Origin of the sequence: Bacillus sp. FJAT-28004, assembly GCF_001280845.1 — a bacterium.
Taxonomy (GTDB): domain Bacteria; phylum Bacillota; class Bacilli; order Paenibacillales; family Paenibacillaceae; genus Pristimantibacillus.
Map to the genome: position 1 here is coordinate 3,325,568 of NZ_LGHP01000001.1, position 19,625 is coordinate 3,345,192.

The 19,625-nt window shown below is 41.7% G+C and carries 8 protein-coding genes; all 8 read right to left on the reverse strand.

Annotated elements, in window-relative coordinates; translation table 11 throughout:
* Window positions 1–42: 42 nt before the first annotated feature.
* The 8 genes from AC787_RS14440 to AC787_RS14475 all read right to left on the reverse strand — a co-directional run bounded on the left by AC787_RS14440 (window position 43) and on the right by AC787_RS14475 (window position 19,385).
* A complete protein-coding gene (locus tag AC787_RS14440; protein ID WP_054025410.1) occupies window positions 43–2,751 on the reverse strand; it encodes a stalk domain-containing protein in 2,709 nt (902 codons plus the stop codon).
* Between the two features lie 190 nt (window positions 2,752–2,941).
* On the reverse strand, window positions 2,942–7,324 hold the full coding sequence (locus AC787_RS14445) for an Ig-like domain-containing protein (RefSeq protein WP_054025411.1): 4,383 nt from the start codon (window positions 7,322–7,324) through the stop codon (window positions 2,942–2,944).
* Between the two features lie 183 nt (window positions 7,325–7,507).
* Window positions 7,508–8,722, reverse strand: coding sequence for a methionine adenosyltransferase (gene metK, locus AC787_RS14450; RefSeq protein ID WP_054025412.1), 1,215 nt, complete (start codon window positions 8,720–8,722; stop codon window positions 7,508–7,510).
* Window positions 8,723–8,881: 159 nt separating this feature from the next.
* A complete protein-coding gene (locus AC787_RS14455) occupies window positions 8,882–9,160 on the reverse strand; it encodes an alpha/beta-type small acid-soluble spore protein (RefSeq protein WP_054025413.1) in 279 nt (92 codons plus the stop codon).
* Window positions 9,161–9,272: 112 nt separating this feature from the next.
* Complete coding sequence (locus tag AC787_RS14460; RefSeq protein ID WP_054025414.1) at window positions 9,273–9,764, reverse strand: hypothetical protein; 492 nt, start codon at window positions 9,762–9,764, stop codon at window positions 9,273–9,275.
* Window positions 9,765–9,843: 79 nt separating this feature from the next.
* A complete protein-coding gene (locus AC787_RS14465) occupies window positions 9,844–11,934 on the reverse strand; it encodes a hypothetical protein (RefSeq protein ID WP_152970636.1) in 2,091 nt (696 codons plus the stop codon).
* A 212-nt stretch (window positions 11,935–12,146) separates the two neighbouring features.
* The gene (locus AC787_RS14470) at window positions 12,147–14,657 is read right to left on the reverse strand and encodes an S-layer homology domain-containing protein (RefSeq protein ID WP_054025416.1); all 2,511 of its coding nucleotides are present in this window, start codon (window positions 14,655–14,657) and stop codon (window positions 12,147–12,149) included.
* Window positions 14,658–15,251: 594 nt separating this feature from the next.
* A complete protein-coding gene (locus AC787_RS14475; RefSeq protein ID WP_054025417.1) occupies window positions 15,252–19,385 on the reverse strand; it encodes an S-layer homology domain-containing protein in 4,134 nt (1,377 codons plus the stop codon).
* Window positions 19,386–19,625: the final 240 nt, after the last annotated feature.

Here is a 19,625-nt window from a genome sequence, read left to right on the forward strand (position 1 = left end):
TCTACTCTATCATACCACAGATTGGATATATTTCGTCCATCGTTAATCGATGGTAATCTTTTTCACTTTCCCGTCATACCCGACCTTTAGGCCTAGTTTCTCTGAAAATAAACGGACCGGAATCAGCGTCCGATTATTACGAACGATAGGCGTAATATCTGACGATTGCAGGGCTCCGTTTAAAATAAGATCCTTTTTGCCAAGTGTCATTTCCATCAATTTATTGCCGCGAAGAACGGTGACTTGTCCCGTTTTACCGTCAAACAACAGCTTAGCTCCCATTGCATCGGATACGAACCGGACCGGCACATAGGTCGTTCCATTCAAAACGATTGGTGCTGAATCGAGCGTAATCGCTTTTCCATTAACCGTCGCTGCCGATTTACCTACAGTCATTACGACCTTAGTTTGCGTATCAACCGTTACGGAAGGAGGATATTGCAGCTTCATATTATCTAGTCCAATTGAACCTGATGCTGTTCGTTCATCCTGGCCTTCGGCGATCGTCACAACATAAATTCTTTTTAGTTTGACAGGAAATTTCATCCCAACAGATGATAAATTCATCTTCACATTCTTCCAGCCGCTCCAATCAAGCTGCTTGGCAAGGTCAATAAGATGCGCTTTCCCAGCCGCATCGATAAACTCTGCGCGTACCCAATTCAGACTGTTATCTCCGTAAAGATCGACCGTCATTGAAGTAGGTGAGCCTTCTATCGCGCGACCGTTTGTATTAAACACCGCATACGATGCTTTGGTTCCGGTGCCATTTGTGAAATCATAATCCAGCTTCAAAGTCTTCGAAGAAGCTTGTCCTTGGAAGTCGGATACCAAGTTTACGCTTCCTGTCGTTGTATCCGCAGGCGTAACCTGTGACGTGATTGGATATGTCGTTTTTTCAAAATCCTCAAAAGTTTTGACTGCTTCCCCTTGCGTGAATGGAATCATTGCCGGAAAACCATCATAACGCGCAATTGCGTAGCCAATGCTTGTACCTGCGTTAACCGATTGCACCGTTAGGCTGTCGCCATTTCGTGCTGCGGTAAAACCAATAAACTCCCACTTCACGGAATCTGCGCTAAGCTTATATGAATTTCCATTTTTCAGTTTTACGGTTAACGGAACAGTAATGGTTGCTCCTTTTGCCAGTACACCTGCAGTTGTATCAATAGAGAGGGATGCAATTTGATCCTGTCCTATAACTTCAATTTCTTGTTTGGTTGAGATCGCTCCTGATTTCACAGTGAGAGTCGTTTTGCCTGCCTTAGTCGCAGTGAACTCATTGCCTTTGAAAGCTCCTATTGCTTTGTCAGAACTCCACACTGCGGTAGAATTGTCTATTTCAAACGGGTTATAGTATGTATCATAACCTTTTATTGAATAAGACGATTTTTGCCCGATAAACATGACGTTAGCACCGCTCACAGCGATACCTTTCAGCGAACCCGCTGGTGCCGATGTGAATACTCCTATTCCGTTTGCGACACTTCTTTGAGTTGTGCCGTATTGCGTTGGATGAGACAGCTTCAAATCATTGGTTCCAAGTGGGCGTTCGATCATCGTCGTAGACCCTCCACCATCCAGGTTCACGCCTTTATATACGCCTAGCTGCAGCATAATTTGCTGAAGCTCTTTCAAGCTTACACCCGTGTTTCCGCCGCTGCGCTCACTCGTGATGAGATATACTTTAGTCCCATCCTGTGAATAGCCTACCGCTGAACGAGAAGTATAAGATGAGCCGCTTACTCCTGTTATATCGCGGGAAAACTGTGCTGCTGCACCTGCATTGACTAACAGCGTATGTCCACCTGCCATCATTTCAAAAGAGTTCGGATCAACCTTCGCTCCCGTTGTTTGAGAAACGAGCGCATAATCCGCATTGATCGATTGTCCAATTTGTAAATGCTCCTTCACATAATTAGCCGCAAGACCATGTGACCGGAGTATGTATCCATCAGCAGGTACTTGACCTGCAATTGCTTTATCGATTGAAATCTCCTCAATTACGCCATTGCGTACTAATACTTCTGTAGGCGTGGAGCCTGAGTTTTTCGGGCGTTCTGTACCTCCCCAAGCACTTGTATAGATATACATCATATTCACATGGCTAAAGTTGGAGCCCGTTGTCTCCGGAATATAAGCGGATTGATTGAGCCCTTCCAGTGGGAATGTGGAGCCATCCTCTGCTGTTACCAAGCCATTAAAGGTATAGTTATCAATCATAGGTTTGCGATCTTTGGAAACCGAGAAAGCATACATCCCTTTTAGCTTCGCAGGACTCGACATAAACATGCCGCTTGCGATTTGCCCGCCAAGCGGAGCACCTTCATTTCCCATTACGAATACGTCAGCATTAATGGCTGCTACGGCTCCGTTTTCTTTTGTCATATTAAGTATCGTATTTAATTGACCTATGCTATTATTTTTTCCACTCATCGCATTTAAGGATACGTAGGGATTCGTAAGATCGATTTCAATAACATGAACATCGGTTTGCACCTTGGAGCTGCCGCGCGTAGTTTGAAATACGTAGTCAAGCCGCTTAGCTCCTGCTGTTATAAATGATTGCTGTGAAAGCTTAAGCGTAGGATTAGCAGCAGCCTCTGCTGACTGAATAACTGCTGTCTGCCAGCTGCTAGGCATAATTGAAGCAATAGGTTGTACAAGCAGCGCTCCACCTAATACGACGATTATAACCCGTTTTCCTAAACCTTCTGACTGTCGATCTATGATTTTTTGAAACTTACTCATTAGATTTACAACTCTCCCATCGATTAATCTATTAGTTATAGACTACAAGAGTTGTAGAAAAGTTACGCATGATAGAAGACTGCTATCGTTTTCTATTGGGTGATAGATATCAGCTATGTGTTTGGCGGAAGAGCATATTATAAAAAAAAAGCTCGCCGTTTGGGCGAGCTGCTGAGCTACGGTTCATTTATTATGATGTAAGAAATTTCACCTTCTGCAGCAAACGAAGAAGCATCACTGTACCTTCTGCACGGGTTGCATTTGTTTGCGGGCTCAACGTTGTTGCTGTTTTACCGCTAATCACACCAATATACACTGATTTCGCCATGTCTGTCTGCGCCCACGCGCCGACTTTGCCGCGATCCGTATACTTCTTGAGATAAGCTGAGGCTGATTCTGGCAGCTGCACCGTTAAACCAGCCACCTTCGCTGCTCTAATCATCATAACGGCCATTTCTTGACGTGTAATCGGACTGTTTGGCTTAAAGGTGCCGTCCGTATTGCCAGCAACGACTCCAGCTGCTGAGGCTGCTCCAATATAAGCCCCCATCGCCGTGTTCGCATTCACATCCTTGAACTTAGCCGCTGCATTCCTGTCGCTGCTGAGGCCAAGTCCTTTGGCAATATACGTCGCAAACTCACCACGTGTAATAGCCTTTTCTGGTTCAAACTTCGTGGCTGTGCGCCCTTCCACAATAAATTTGCGTGACATAATATGGATCGCAGAAGCTGCCCAATGCTTTGATAGATCCGAGAAGCTAGATGAATTGCTTACAAGCGCATACGCGCTATTGCCTTTTCGCTTAAACGTTGCTGTTGTCTTCCCACCGCTTGTCGTAAGCACTGTAGGGACGTAGGAGAGCCCTCCTGTTGTAGGGTCGAACCACACAACTGCCGTATTTTTAGGATCCGCATTTTGAAATGTCTGAGTCGTTCGTGAGACATAACCGCTAAAATCATTGAATGGCTTTTGAATCGACCCATTCACAACAGTAATATCGAAGTGATAAGGGCCTGCTAGCAAACTCGTATTTGAACTATTTATTTTTGTACTGAGGCTTCCAGTTAAGGTCGATAGTCCTTGGTCAATGCGAACAAGTAATTGACCCGCCACGCTATTTCCATTAAGCAATGTATTGATTTTCATATAATCCGCTGCATTTAATTGCAGCTCATAGGTAACATCACCGTATTGAACAGCAAATATGGAGTTCGAATTCAAGCGATATGCTGCATCTAGCGCACTGATTGGAACAGCTACAATAGCGGCTCTCTCAGATGATGGCACCTTAAACGCCACACGTGGACTTGTTAAGCCAGCTGCACGAGCCGTTTGGAATGCAGAAAGCAGCTTCTCGTTCGATAAAGTATATCGGTTAGCTTGCACTCCGGCAGGTGATACGTCAAACATTGTCGTTGCTGCCGTCGTTTTCAAACCAACTCCACCGCCATCCGCTGCTTCATAGTCACCAGATAATCCGTCAAGTATCGTCGTTTGGTTTGCTGCATTTATGTTCGTAAAGCTGTTTATCGTTGAACCGCTATTTGTTCGAAGACCTGAAACAGTTGAATAATAGGTTACTGAAACCGTCTCCCCTACAGCGAATGGAGAGGTTAACGATAAAATAACGGATGATCCACTAATATCTACCCTCGATACCGATTTAACAGAGTAATTCGCATTAACAACAAATTGAACTGTAGAAGGCACATAGCTTGCATTTAACGTTTCCGCAAAATTAATAGTTAGTGTTGATCCTTTAGCAATTACTCCGTAAATGTTTCCATTATGTCCTCCGCTGCCTCCACCACCTGATGTTACGTTATTAAAGGATGAAGCAGCATTGCCTGCTAGATCTGATATTAACGTTACGGATGCCAAATAGGATACGGAAGTAATTTGCCCTGTTGTTACGGCTGATGAAAGCGTCAATAAAACTGAGCTCCCAGAAATTCGAACTTGGATAACACTGCGTGCGATATTTTCTACCAGAACATTAAACTGCCCCACTGAAGGAACACTTTGTGGATTTAAACTTTTATTATAATTGAGTGTAACGATATTACTGCTCACGCCAATGGACTGAAGAGTTGGCGTACCTGTGTCTGGCGTACTATAGATGCTGTAGTTATTAAATGCTGCCAAATAGTTGCCTGCCGTATCGCGTATTGGGTACGTGCCCGGAGCATAAGTCACATACACGTTCTGATAGTTTTGTATCGAGCCATTAATCGTTAACAAAATATTGCTGCCGGTGCTCGAAATCGAAGTTGTACTGTAATTCACACCGCCCACATTAACCGTAAATTGCAAATATGCATAGCTGTTCACGGTCGATAGGTCCTTATTAAAAGATAAAGTGATCGCTGTACCCGAAGCGTTCCCGCTTACAATGGTTGGTGCAGCGACATCCTTTGCACCCGATACGTCCTGATTTGCAATACTTATAGCTATATTGCCCGAAGTGTCTTGAATAGGGCTTATTGCTGCTTTGGAATAGGAGAGTTTCACCACTTGTCCAGCCACGATAGGGCTCGATAACGTTAGAATGACTGTTTCTCCACGAATCTGAACACCGATCACAGAACGAGGTGCCCCATTAACTGTCACATAATAACTTCCTGTCGAAGGTATCGCGTGCACGTACAGCTCTTCATTATAGGTCATCGTAATCGTTGCTCCGCTCCACTCAAGCTTGCTTAATGTAGGAGCTGTTGTATCTGAACCAAATGATTGAAAAGTCCATTGATATTCATTTAATATTCCAGCAAAATTATTGCCAGCCAAATCAGTTACTGCACTCGCATCAATCGTAACATAATAAGAAGTTTTTGCTGTAAATGGTTGCGTTGGCGCTATGACTAACACATTATTATTATTGCCATCTACATAAAAATTAGCGGGAATCGGCTGCAGTTTGCTATCACCGATTGGATTGAACGTTATTGACCCTGTTGCACCTTTTTTTATAGGCTCACTAAACGTAGCAGTAAAAGCTTGGTTTAACCCTACTGCTACGGCATTGTTAACTGGATTCAGTAAAGATAGCGTTGGTCTAACTGTATCTTGTGATACGGTGAAGGACCAGTAAGTCGATGAAGATATCCCTGCAAAATGATTTCCTGCCGCATCACGAATAGCCCGATTGCCGATCGTTATATAGTATTTCGTATTGTTGACGAAAGCCTTCTCGGATTCTCCGTTAACCGCCTTATTGGGATCTATCGTCAATTGATAGGTACCGCCGCCAGTCACTCGCTCCGATGTAATTGGAATGGATCTAAACAAGGAACCCGTTGCAGACTCCCTTATCTCAATAAGCCCATTACTCGGAAATACCGGTTCGTTAAATGTAATTCTGAGCACAGAATTTAAGCTGCTAATCGACCCATTAGCTGCCGGAAGTAATTCTGTTGCTAGTGGCGGAATGGTTTCATAACCTGGGTCTGTACTGAAATTCCAAATGGATGCTCCAGCAATACCGTGATACCACTGAGCTCCATTTGGGTCTGTCTGGGTGAATGCTCCGGCGTCAATCAAAACATAATAAGCCGTATTCGGCTCAAAGCTAGAGCTTGGAGTAATCTTTACCTGATTTTTATTTACTGTGATTCTGGAAGAAAGAGCACTAAAACGTTCAAATGTCGTATTATTGCTAATTCTGCGTATTTCAATATATTTATCTGCGCGTGCTTGTACATTTTTATCAAAAGTGATCGTTAGCTCCGAGTTGACCGGAACAGAGGTCGCGTTATCTGCTGGAACAAACGGTGCGGCCACGTTTACCGGCGCTGCGTCCGTTGTAAAAACCCATGATGTGCCGTAATACAGATTCCCCGCTGCATCTTGAAATGCAGTATCTGGAATTGTAACGGTATATGCTGTATTTGGCTGAAGTGCTGCCGGGGGTTGAATAACTATTTGGTTCGTACCGCTGCCTCTTACCGCGTTGGATGTAACTGCAATTGTACGGTTATCCTCCACCGAACTAATTTGGATATCACCACTAGCAACATATACAGGTTCATTAAATGAAATTATAATTGGCGTAGTCACTGCAATCGGAGCTGCAGTCGGTGAAAAACCCGTATGAGAAGGCCTGGTCACATCGACTTCAGCAACAGTTCGAAAATTCCAACTGCTTGCACTTTTGATTCCGGCATAACCAACACCATTGGATTGGTTAACAAATGCTCCTGCATCTACCAATATGTAATAATTCGTATTTAAGGCAAAATGATTAAGCGGATCTATAGTCGCGACTCGCTGCGTTGAATCAATAGTAATACGATTAGATGATAGGGGTATACTCTCTACCAAATTGCTTGTGGCATAGTCATAAATATGAATAGACGTTGAACTAGAGCCTTTGCTTATATTTTCATCAAAGGTCATCTTTAAATCAGCGGAGATCGATACGTTAATTAGATCGTCGGCTGGGCTTAAACTGAGTACGACAGGACCGGCAGCCGCTGCAGCCGCTTGCTGTGGAGCCGATGACCAGCCAGCCAGACTTAGTTGGAGCAACAGCATAACAGCGATAAACGAAGATAGCTTGCTCGTTCGATTCATTTCAATTCACTCCTCAAAAAAATACACTCGTACCTTATTTGTCGGTTACTTGGCATGAAAAATTTAGGTTAAACTACTTTTTTGTGTCGAATGACAAACAAAAAAGCCGTCCATGAAGTAGTCTTACTACTTTCTGGACAGCTTTTTAACCTATAAAGGCATCTTATATTGTGAGCCTAAGTCTTAAACTCCGCTTTGAACGCCAGCGTCTGCTTTAAGCTTCTCAGCTTTGTCAACACGTTCCCAAGGAAGATCAACGTCTGTACGGCCGAAGTGACCATATGCAGCTGTTTGTCTGTAAATTGGACGACGCAGATCAAGCATTTTGATAATGCCCGCTGGACGAAGGTCAAAGTTGCTAGTGATCAGCTCAACGAGTTTATCTTCACCAATTTTGCCTGTTCCATACGTATCCACGTTAATGGATACCGGTTGAGCAACACCAATAGCATAAGCCAATTGGATTTCGCACTTGTCTGCAAGTCCTGCAGCTACGATGTTCTTAGCTACATAACGGGCAGCATAGGCTGCTGAACGGTCAACTTTTGTAGGATCCTTGCCGGAGAATGCGCCGCCGCCATGACGAGCGTAGCCGCCATACGTATCAACGATAATTTTACGGCCAGTTAGACCAGCATCACCTTGAGGTCCGCCGATTACGAAGCGACCAGTTGGGTTAATGAAGTATTTAGTATCAGCATCAAGCCATTCCACTGGAACAACTGGCTTAATAACATGCTCAAGAATATCTTTTTGAATTTGCTCAAGCGTGATTTCTTCCGCATGTTGTGTAGAAACGACAATTGTGTCTACGCGAACTGGTTTACCATCTGCGTATTCAATAGTAACTTGTGTTTTACCGTCTGGACGAAGGTAATCAAGCGTCTCGTTTTTACGAACTTCAGACAAACGACGAGCGATACGGTGAGAAAGCGCAATTGGAAGCGGCATAAGCTCAGGCGTTTCGTTTGTAGCAAAACCAAACATAAGCCCTTGGTCGCCTGCACCGATATCTTCATTCTCTAGCTTCATATCTTTGCCATCACGTGTCTCAAGCGCAGCGTTAACGCCTTGTGCAATGTCAGCGGACTGCTCATTGAGCGAAGTCAATACTGCACATGTGCTGGAGTCAAAACCGTATTTGGCACGAGTGTAGCCAATTTCCTTAATTGTACGGCGTGCAATGGAAGAAATATCAATAAAATCAGCACGGCTGCTAATTTCTCCAATAACGAGTACAAGACCTGTTGCTACAGAAACCTCACAAGCAACACGCGCGTTTGGATCTGCTTCTAGAAATGCATCTAAGACAGCATCGGATATTTGATCACAAATCTTATCCGGATGGCCTTCAGTAACTGATTCTGATGTAAACAAATGGCGTCCTTTAACCGACATCCGTATCAACCTCCTACAACCTTAGTATGATATAAGTGCGGACATTCTACACAAAAAATGAACCTTTTCCCGTAGGAAAAGGTTGTTTGACAACTCTTCTAAAACAGTATGATACCGAAAATGTCGCTTTGTGTCAATGGACGCCGGAATTTCCAGTAATTATTGATAACCGCCAAGTACCGATTCTGCTTGTGTAATCAGCCTTCTGGTAATTTCTCCGCCCACTGAACCAGCTTGCCTTGTCGATAATGCTGACCAGTGTACGCTGTGACCTGCTCCTGCTCCAGAAGAAGCCCCTAGCTCGCCTGCAAACTCAGTGTCCGCTCCCTCATTTGCATAACCGCCTGAGGTTAAGCCAAATTCTGCAGCAATTTCATATTTCAGTTGATTCAATGCTGCCTTACTTGTTGGTACTACTATTTTATTCGAACGACTCATAAATGACACCTCCAAAGAATGTAGGAACACAATTGTATTGTGCATCCGTTCATCATCTTTGAAGCGTATAATCTATTGTCATTTCGGGTAAAATGTTGAACATCCATCCATATTATTGCAAGCTGTATTTCCCTTTAACCAAAACCGTTAAGCCGTTCTTTTGATTAGGATCTGGCAATATGCCGCGGCCCTCACGCGGGAAAAGCAATAAATGATTGGTTGGAATAGCTTTCCCTTTAGTTATATCCGTACCGCCAGTAAGATCGGCTATACCGCTTGCGTCAGAGCTGTAAGCAATCGCCTTGCCTACACGTACAATGACCTCTGTCCCTTGGCCGGCCATTAGCGTCTTGCCAGCTGGCACTGTGACAACTTCTAGCGCAGAGTCTACGACAGGTGGCGTTGTACCGCCTCCAGGAGAGCCACCACCTAGTTTTGCAAGCTGTTCATCCACATAGCTTTTGGTGACAACAGGGTCTTCTACAGAGCCAGGAGTCAGCGCATTTGATTCCGCTTCAAGCGGTGATGCAAAGTTCACGCCGACCCACACGCCTGCTCCTACTAAAACAACAGCAACTAAACCGCGTATTACCTTTTTCTTCACTTTTGGAAGTCTCCTCTCTATCTCTCATCTCCTATAAAGATACTAGATTTAAGTAGGAGAAACCAGTTTTTTTATAAGTTTAGTGCTTTCCGTCTAGCCAGTTAATTGATGAAGAGAACGAAATAGGCATTGTAGCTAATTTTTTTCTATTACCGTTGAAAGTCTCATAAATATTCAATTGATAGTTTTCCCAAAGCAGTGTTTCTCCCATTTCTTTATCAGGATCACTGTAATTGGAACCTACTTTCCACTTCACGCTGTTTTCAGCTTTTCCTTCAAGATCAATCACTTGTGAAATAAGAATTTGTTTTGTTTCCTCATGTTCAATCTCAAATACCAATTGAGATTGTGTGTATCCATCAAAATTAGTATCCTTTTGAACATTACCTCCAACTTTGATATCCATTCTCGTGCCGTTCATCCATACATTAAAGAAATTCATGTCGACGGTATACGGTCCAACCTTCAATCCCGTAAAGTTGTTGCTAGCGATCTTCTCTTCTGGAAGAGTAAATTGCGCTGCGCGCAGGAATCCCTTAGCGGTTGCAGTCCCTTGCAATAAACCATTATCGTCAAATGCTTCTCCCATTAAAAGCTGAATACCAGAACGATCTACATTTTGTGGTAATTCCGTCCATACGATGAGCTGATCTTTACTTTCTGATTTGATTGCGTTTGTTGCTTTCGTGAATTTTGCTTCATAAAGATTTCCATCCGCTGTTTTAAAGTATCCTGCTAGTAACGGAAGAGATCCGATTCTTTTTTGTTTATTAGTCAACTCGACGAATACAGCATACATATCCGCTTTGTCACCGCTATATGTTCTAACATCTGTAATAAGTGCATTATATGGCGCTCCATTATTTTGCTGAACAAATACAGCACCTAAATCTACTTGCTTAACGGGTACGATCGTTGATCTTGTAAGTTCTCCAATTTCAGTAACCGTTTCTCCAGCTTTCTGTGATAGTTTCAATTTAAGCTTCTTCCATGAATAGTTGTACGGAATCGAGCCCACATAACTAATCGTTGTTGATGCTCCTGGGGCTAATCCAATGTCACCGACTTTCTTAATTGCTTTACCATTCAGCTTAATATTGTCATCAACAATGAGCATTCCTGTTAAGTCAGGTAAAGGCAGATATACCGAACCCTTATTTCTCACAATTAGATCCGCGATTACATTATCATCGTTATTCCAAGGGAACCTCTGCACCGCGCTCAATTCTACTTCATATGTACCATCATCATTCGTAAATGTTGTTTTGGTTGAAGTAGATGTTGTTGTTGTCACTTTGAATGGAATATCAAACACGACAACCGGTATCTCAACTTTATTCGTTTCTGCTCCAACATTATTAGTAACAATAAGTTTCCAGCCAGTTGTCGCAACAGACAAAGGGATGGATCCCGTTAACTGAACCGCATTAAGTACGGATGGTTCTAATGCTAGCGTTTCATCTGTTTTATTTCTTAGAGCCAGCTTATATAATCCTTTAGGTGTTTGGGCATAATAATTATATTGCGGTAATGCTACGCCGAATTTCCCTGTATTTCGTGCTACATAAGTTAAATTAACATTATAGTTTTTTGCAGACTTTGTTATATTAATTTGATCAATACGCAAGTTGATTAGGGAGTTATTAGCAAGCACACCCTTAAATCCTCCTGCTTTAACAAAGTTCGAGTATCCTTTTGGGAAAGTATACTGTCCAATCGTTTTTTCATATCCAGACACGCTAAAATCAAATTTTATAATATTTACAACGAGTTGATCCAATGTAACTTTTGTTCCAACTTCACTATAGTAAGTTAAAGTTGTCGTTGTTTTTGGTAGAGCCTTCTTTTTTTTGTCGGCTTCAAGTAAGGTCAACGTGTATTTTGTTCCTCCCGTTGTCTTTAATCGCGCCCAATAATCGACCAAATTAATTGCGCTGCTGTCACCATTATAGATGGTAAAGGTAAAGCTGGCAGTCGCACCGGTTGCACTTGGAATTAAATTCGCATCCGTTAATTGAATATATGATGACTTTGTAATACTTACTTTCTTGAAAACATTGGCGGCAGCTGCAGCCTCAACTGACTTTGGTACAGGTACTGCGCTTATCAACACCACTAATGCAAGAAAGAACGATAGTATCATAGGCATTCTTTTTAAACTCTTCTGCATTTTCATTTCACTCCGTATCTTTTGGTATACATATCTAGACGCAAACATTTACCAATAAGTTTCGTTTAAAAATAAATTCCTTCATATTCTCCTTTCGCAAGAAAAATGAATATACCTAATTTAAATATAACCTTTTATTATGAACTATGTATGAACAAAAAAAAGACTGAGAGACGAGCTCTCAGCCTTCTTCCATCATGCGAACATGATTACTATTTTCTTTTAATTACGATTACAGCAGCTTCTTTGTGGTTCACGTCATAAACGCTACCAGTTTCAGCTACAGTTACGCTAGTAACTGTTGAGATGTTTGTACCGTTTAGGTCTTTAACATCTGTGTAGTTACCAGTGTAGATAGTTTTGCCATCTGCAGATACTACGTATACAACAGTGTTAGGAGTGATGAGGTAGTTACCGTTGCTGCTACCAAAAGTGTTTTCGTTTTGGTTAGCTGCAATGGAAATTGTAGTCAATCCAGTTCCAACAAGATCTGCAGTATCATACAGTTTGCTTGAGTTAGCTGCATCAGTCAATTTAACGATTTTGTTTACAGAGCTGTTATTAACATTAGTGTTATTAATGTTAGTGTACGCTTCGCCAGTTACTTCAGTTGTAACATTTTGACCACCTACGTTCAATGTAACAGTGTACGTAGAAGCAGTTGCTGAAGTAGCATTTTTGTCAGCTGATACGAACAAGCCATAGATTGCTGCGCCTGTTTCTGCATTTGCATCTGTATCAGTTTTCAAAATGATGTAGTTAGCAGTTGCACCGCTAGCATTTACATAAGCTTTATCAGCTTTTGTTACTTGTGCAAGTGTACCAACAGCCAATTTACGATCAGCAAGATCAGTTGCACCAAGCTTAGTAGCATCGATTACAACAGTGTTCGCATTGATGATGTATTTTGTAGTTGTATCTTGAGCAGTATCAAGAACGATTTCAGTTGCGGAAACTTTGGAAACATTGTATCCAGCGTTTTTCACATCTGTTTTAGCAGTAACGTCAGTAAGCTTGGAATCATTGAATACCAACTCAACCAATTGATTCTGAACTGCTTGGAATTTTGTAAGAAGAGCAACATCAGTGTATTTCACTTCGTTTTTGTTAGCTTTTACATCGAAGTAAGTTACTTTTGTTTTCTCAACAAATTCTTCGTTTTCAAGTTGTTGAGCTTTTTTAGCTTCAAGAACCACTACGTAAGGTTTGTTAACCGCTGCTTCTGGAGCAGTTGCTTTAACGATTTTGCCATCTGCATTAAGTAGAAGAGTAAACTCTTTACCAATGTTTGTAGCGATCAATGTTGCAACATCACCACTTACAGCATTACCTGTTTTTTCATACACTTTACCAGCAACAGTGTATTTAGCAGTACCATTTGTAGTACCTACAGCTTCAAGTTTGCCTGTAGCTGTGTTGCGAACTGCAGCAACTTTAATTGCAACGTTACCGGATTTGGAAACAGCGCTGATTACATCGTCTTTTTTCAGGTCAGTAACTTTAGCTACTTTACCGTCAATAGTTACAGATGTAGCATCATTGATGAATGCGCTAGTTTGGTTCGTGTTAACACGAGCATCACGGTAAGCAGTTTTCTCTTCAACCGAAGTTACAAGAGCATCTTTGATAGACCATTTTTCAGCAGTTGCAACGCGAACTTGATCGTTAACCAAGTACAATGTTACAGTGTCGCCTGTGGTTGCAGTTGAAAGTGCTGTTTCTTGACCGTTTACGAAGTAAACTGTGCTAGCAACAGTAGCTTTCGTTTTAACTTCTGAACCTACTTTGATTTTTACGGAACCAGCAACTTGGTCAGCTTCCAAAGTACCAGTCAAAGTAGCAGCAGTATCTTGTGCATCAGTGATTGCAACAATTTTACCGTCTTTACCTTTAACAACTGTTACGTTGTGACCAAGCAAATCAACTAGTGATTTACCGCCAGTAACGATAAAGTTAGAAGCAGTAGCGATAGTGTCAGTTTTCAACTCGTCGTTACCTGCAGTGTTTTTCTGAGTCCAACGAAGTTTAACTTTGCCGTCAACTACAGAAGCTGCAAGAAGCTCAGCTGAAGATGTGTTACCAAGTTTCGAAATCAATGCGTTGTTCGAAACTACTTCGTTACCATCAACATTGTACGAAACCAGTTTAGCGTTAAGAGTGTTAGAAGTCATTTGTGCTACAACACCACGAAGTGCTTTAGCGCCAACGTTAAGATCAACGTTGTTGAACAAGCCAACATCTTCAGCTTTCAATAGGTAGTTATAAGGCCATACGCCTGACAACTTTTTCTCTTGGTAACCAAGAGCACGAACCAATACCGCAACAACTTCTTCAAACTTAACTGCATCACTTGGACGGAAGTTTTTAGTGCCTAGATCGCCCAAGATGAAACCTTTTGTTGCAGCTGCGTTGATGTAGCCTGTGTACCAAACGTTTGCTTTAACATCTTTGAACGTTGGTTTAACATTTTGCATCAATTTAGCTGCGCCTTCGTTACCAGAACCGATAACGATTACTTTTGCCAATTCAGCGCGAGTAATTGTGTTTTCTGGTTTGAATGTACCGTCTTCATAACCTGAGATGATTCCTAGTGCAGTTAGTTCTTCAACTGCTGATTGTATCGGTTTGCCAACAACATCAGATGGTGTTGCTGCAAAAGCTGGAACTGATAATGGTAGTACTAGCGCTGTAGCTAGCACAAATGCTGCTATTTTTTTCTTCATAACCTTTATTTCTCCTCCTCTAAATACGTGCGGTTGTTGAGAGTTTTGTTTAAATAGTGAATTGCTCTTTTCCCTCATAGCCGATTCACCCCCTTTCCAGAGTTGAGCACAGATTTGATATAAATGATGTCTACAATCATGATAAACCCATTTGTAAAATCATGTCGTAGAAACTTGTAAAAAATGCGAGAACATTGCTAGAGTCACGACACCACTTTAACATTATACAATGGGCGGGTCGTACCGTAAAGAGGAAGTTGAGAATTCATTCCAATTTGTTTCCAGCATGAGTAGGTCTCGCGCATCAAATCATGTGTTTGTTACAACGTCATGTATTTAAACGCACGTGACAATGAAAAGTTGCGATGTTCTAAAAAAAACTTTAAAAGTTTTTCTTTTTCCGTTTTTTTCACTTATGTACACCTAACGGTTATCTACTCACTGCTTTGTTAGTATAGCTTGTTTTCATAGAGCACGTCGATGCTAAACATTTTCCATGGATAAAGTTTCTCGTATATTTAAAAAGCAATAGTGGCGTAAAAAAATCTGGTCGCAGAAAAAATACTGCAACCAGATTTTTCTAACCTTTTAAGTTTAACCGATTTTAGGAAGCTTACCTAAGTCAGCCAAAATACGAGCTACGATAATCGCTGCGTCAGAGCGCAACAGATTTGATCTTGGCTCAAACACTGAACCACCCTTTGGATTGCTTGGATCAACAGGAGATCCGAGAATATACCTTTTCTTTGCAATGGCAAACACAGAACTCTTCGCATAGAAATTGACACTGCCCGCATCCTTAAATGTTTTCTCGAGATCCTTATCGATCTTCGATGAATCGGTAGCCAGCTTCATGTCCAGCGCTCTCGCAATAATAACAGATGCCTCTTCTCTTGTCAGACTAGCACTTGGCTGGAACGTACGTGGACCCGTCCCGCGTATAATACCTTCCCTCGCTGCTGTCTCTACATATCTATAATCCCATAATGCATCTGGATTAATGATAGCCGGTACATCATCGAAATGCGGCTTGCTGAGTTCAAAGTTAAGCGGAATATCTAGTGCCTTAACCATCATTCTTGCAAATTCGCCGCGCGAAATATATATGTTGGAGCCAAAATCATCAAAACCTGCTGCATTCATGATTCCTTTAGCATAAATTGCCTCTAGAAAGTTTCTTGCATACGGATGAGAAGTCATATCACTGTATGAATAAACCATTTTTCCGACTACATAATAACCGAATTTATTGAAGGGAACCGTGATTGTATTTTTCTTCACATCTACTTTACCGCCAATGTTTTCCCAATATTTCGCTTTAACATCATAACGGTATACGGTGATAATTGTTCCAATGCTGTCCTTCATGTTCGGATCGAATCCAAGCGTCAAGGATCCAGTCTTAGAAGTAACTAGCTCACGATTGTCAGGTCGATCATCATAGGTAGGAATCTTTGTCCCGTCTGTTCCCTTAGCATTCGGGAATTGATATGGATCTACGCCCATTTTCAGAGGGTCATATGCACCTGTAGCAGGATCATCCGCCAAGCCAGCATCAATCCAGTAAACAGGACTTGCCTTTGTAAACCTTGTCGGATAAGACAATCTGAATCTTGTTCCGAAACTTTCCATAATGATGTTGAAATTCGGCGGCCATGCTTCTAATTCACGTCGATCAACGACCCCATCCTCTGGATTGGCAATTGCGAACAACATATTATGTCCGTTAAATACCTGGTTCTTCAGATTTGCAGGTACGTTAAAGTCTGTACGGATCAACGTAGTACCTTTTTCGAATTTCAGTGATAGTGATCCATCGAAAATTTTGTGAGTACTCGCCATTGGCTCCATAAATTGAGCGCCCGGTATATTCGTTGGAGCGTACGTTATCTCAATACTGCTTTGCACTTTATCGTTTACACTCGAAATGATAAAGTCAATTTTGTTTTTGCCAACTTTCAGTTTGCTTACATAGACGCGATATGTGTTTTTATAAAGTTCTTCGATAGTTGCTGGATTATTATCAGAGTCATAATCAATTTTCTCAGCAATTTGCTTGTTAATAGTTACCGAGTTTGCGCCTGGGGCGTCAATGATAACCTCAATGAAATTTTGATTTACAATCGCTTTGTTTGGCAAAATTGGACGCAAAATCGTATAAGGAAGCGATGTTGGATCCACTTCAAGACGATAAGAAGCTTTCGGACCTGTTTCACCATTGTTGTACGCTGTAAACGTGTATACACTCGAACTGCCGTCAGGATTTAAAGCCTGCGCGTTCAAAACGAATGAGAACGTCTTTGTGTCTATATCGTAACGAACCGCCAGGTTAGCGATATTGTTTGTTGTACTTTCATTTACTTTGCCAAGCACTGTCGCACCTTTCATGATGACCAGCTCATTGCTTAGGTTCCAGCGGATTGGCGTTTTCAGTGAGCTACTTTCAATTTTCAAAATGTATTTATCAGGATCTGTGAGTTCTGCGCTATCTTTCATCAATTGAATTTTAGCTTGAATATTAGCCAAAATATCCGTGTTCGTACTGCCAGTAGCAATAAAATCGATAAAATCGAATGTACCAAAAATATTCATGTTCGCTTCGTTTGTCGTGAAAATCCCACCACGATTCACGAAGTTTGGATCATTCGGAACTGGCTCCGCATATTTGCTGCTATACGGATAAATAGAGGTGCCTTCTACTGGTATTACCGGCAGGTTTGTTGGAATCAAATATAATTTGATCTTTTTCTCGTAAGAGTTTTTGCTTCCTTGGAATACGAATTTGATCTCATTCTCACCACTAAACAATGCATTAAATGCATTCGCCCTTTGGTCTGGTACAATTTCGAAATTGGTTACAGGCTTGCCAGCTTGCTGCTGCAGCTGGATCGGCGTATTATTCACGTAGAAAAATACAGTTTGAGCTTCATTTGCTTTAAAAGTGTAACGAACCTCAGAAGTATTATTAATATTGTTCATAATACCTTTAAAGTCACTCAAAGTACCTGAAATAGCCGCTGTAATCCGTTCAGATTGCAGCTTGTTCGTATCATCATATACCGTCATATTGTCAAATACACTTGTATAACTGACATATGGTCCAAAGAGCATCGTAAACTTAACATCTTTTTTCACGCCGCCAACATCAAGCGTTACTGTTTGCGTTCCTTCAAATGGAAGTTTATGAAAAACAATGATCTCACGCTTATACACTTTGCCATTAATATTGACAAATTTATTACTCAATTGACTCGATACATTTTCAATATTAGCTTTATCGTCAAACTTATAGTCACTCGGTGCTGACGCATTGGAAACATTTTTAATTCCCGTAATTGTAACGAGATCAGCGGTCTTCGTTACATCAGCATTACCAACCAACACTTCCATCGCGAAAGGTACACTATAAATATTGGCCCCCTCAAGCGGAGTACCAGTGAGTGATTCACCTGTCCCCGTTTTATAACCGTTCAAGTAATTAATCTTGTCAATGAATTGGGCCGCTCCATTTCGAAGCGAGAAACTCATAAGCCCCGTTCCTTCACTGCCATTCTGGCCGAGCGACTCTGTTTTTGCATTTTTTGCTGTTAACTGAATGTTATAGATCTTATTGTAAGCCAGCTTATTATTATGATCCACACCAATAGGACGAGTAAACTCATAAATAAAGAATGCTTCTTGACCCGAATAAGTTCCTACAGGTGTAGCAGAAGCAGTTGCTGGTTGTATCAACTTAAAGGTGCTGTCTCCATTTTGTGTGATCGTATATTCGATAGGTATGCTCTTCGTTGGATCTGGATGCGGGTCAAGCTTATCGTCTGCGTTATCATCCTTTAAAAAGTTAGGGACGATGATTCTACCTGTCACACTTGCTGAATTCACATCGGTTACCAAAAGGTTTGGATTGTACTCTAACGGTTCTGCTGTATCGACTCCGTTATTTTTACCATTAAGATTAACATCTAAAAAGGTCACTTGGCCGTTATAAAAAGCAATCTCTCGAGTTGTCTCAACCGTCTGATTCGCGTTTTTCACTTTGATGCTAACCAAGTTTTTTCCTTTGTTCACCGTAATCGGAGATGCAGCAAACTGATAATTATTGGAGCTGTTAACCGAATAGGTTTTACTGCTGCCATTCACATCCACCGTAACCTGCTGTGCATTAGGAGCGAAACCCGTAATACTGATGTCAGCGGATTGTCGGCCTGCTGATGTCGTTGAATGCACAACCGTTGTTCCAACTTCTTCAATTGCAAATTTATTTCCATCTAATTGTGCAACTAAATCGTAAAATACAGGTCCGTTGTGATATTCAATATAAATGGAGCTTGTTACTTCTCCGCCGCCTTGAATACCTCTGAACGTTATACGGTTCAAGCCAGGGAATAATTCTACGTTGAATACCTGCATATTAAATCCGCTAATATAAATATTGCTTGTAATGTTCTCGCGTTTGGAGCCAAGATCGTCATCTGTTGGGTCAGCGGTGCCCTTGTTATTGATTACTTGAACAATACTGTAAGATACCGAAGTAGGGTCTACACCCGTGATTGATCCATTCAAAGTCAGACGCGGGTCTGTCGTTACCCTTGCTTCCGTAGATAATTCCTTTTCTGTTGGAAAACTGAAGCTGCCTGTTGCTGCTGTTACCGTTTGTGAAGCTCCGAACGGCGGCAACAATGTAATCAACAGTGCCAGCGTTAGCGCTAATGATAGTAATTTTTTCAAAACAATGTTCCTCCTTTATGTATGTGACGAGCATGGGTATTAGAATGATAGATGGCCTGACGACTATGCGGCTTACCTCTGAATAAATCTTCCTCCCTTTTCCTCTTTAGTCAGCTTTGATGCAATTGCAGTTAGGCGCTCTGACCGCAGAAAAGTTCTGTACAGTTGTTATCGGCTTTTGGCTCCCAATTTTTTAGCTATTTGCTCCATTTCGAACAAAAAAAGAGCCCTGATTCCGTT

Coding starts and splice junctions, on each gene's coding strand:
- AC787_RS14440 (WP_054025410.1), bottom strand. CDS start 2,751: ATGAGTAAGTTTCAAAAAATCATAGATCGACAGTCAGAAGGTTTAGGA.
- AC787_RS14445 (WP_054025411.1), bottom strand. CDS start 7,324: ATGAATCGAACGAGCAAGCTATCTTCGTTTATCGCTGTTATGCTGTTG.
- metK (WP_054025412.1), bottom strand. CDS start 8,722: ATGTCGGTTAAAGGACGCCATTTGTTTACATCAGAATCAGTTACTGAA.
- AC787_RS14455 (WP_054025413.1), bottom strand. CDS start 9,160: ATGAGTCGTTCGAATAAAATAGTAGTACCAACAAGTAAGGCAGCATTG.
- AC787_RS14465 (WP_152970636.1), bottom strand. CDS start 11,934: ATGCAGAAGAGTTTAAAAAGAATGCCTATGATACTATCGTTCTTTCTT.
- AC787_RS14470 (WP_054025416.1), bottom strand. CDS start 14,657: ATGAAGAAAAAAATAGCAGCATTTGTGCTAGCTACAGCGCTAGTACTA.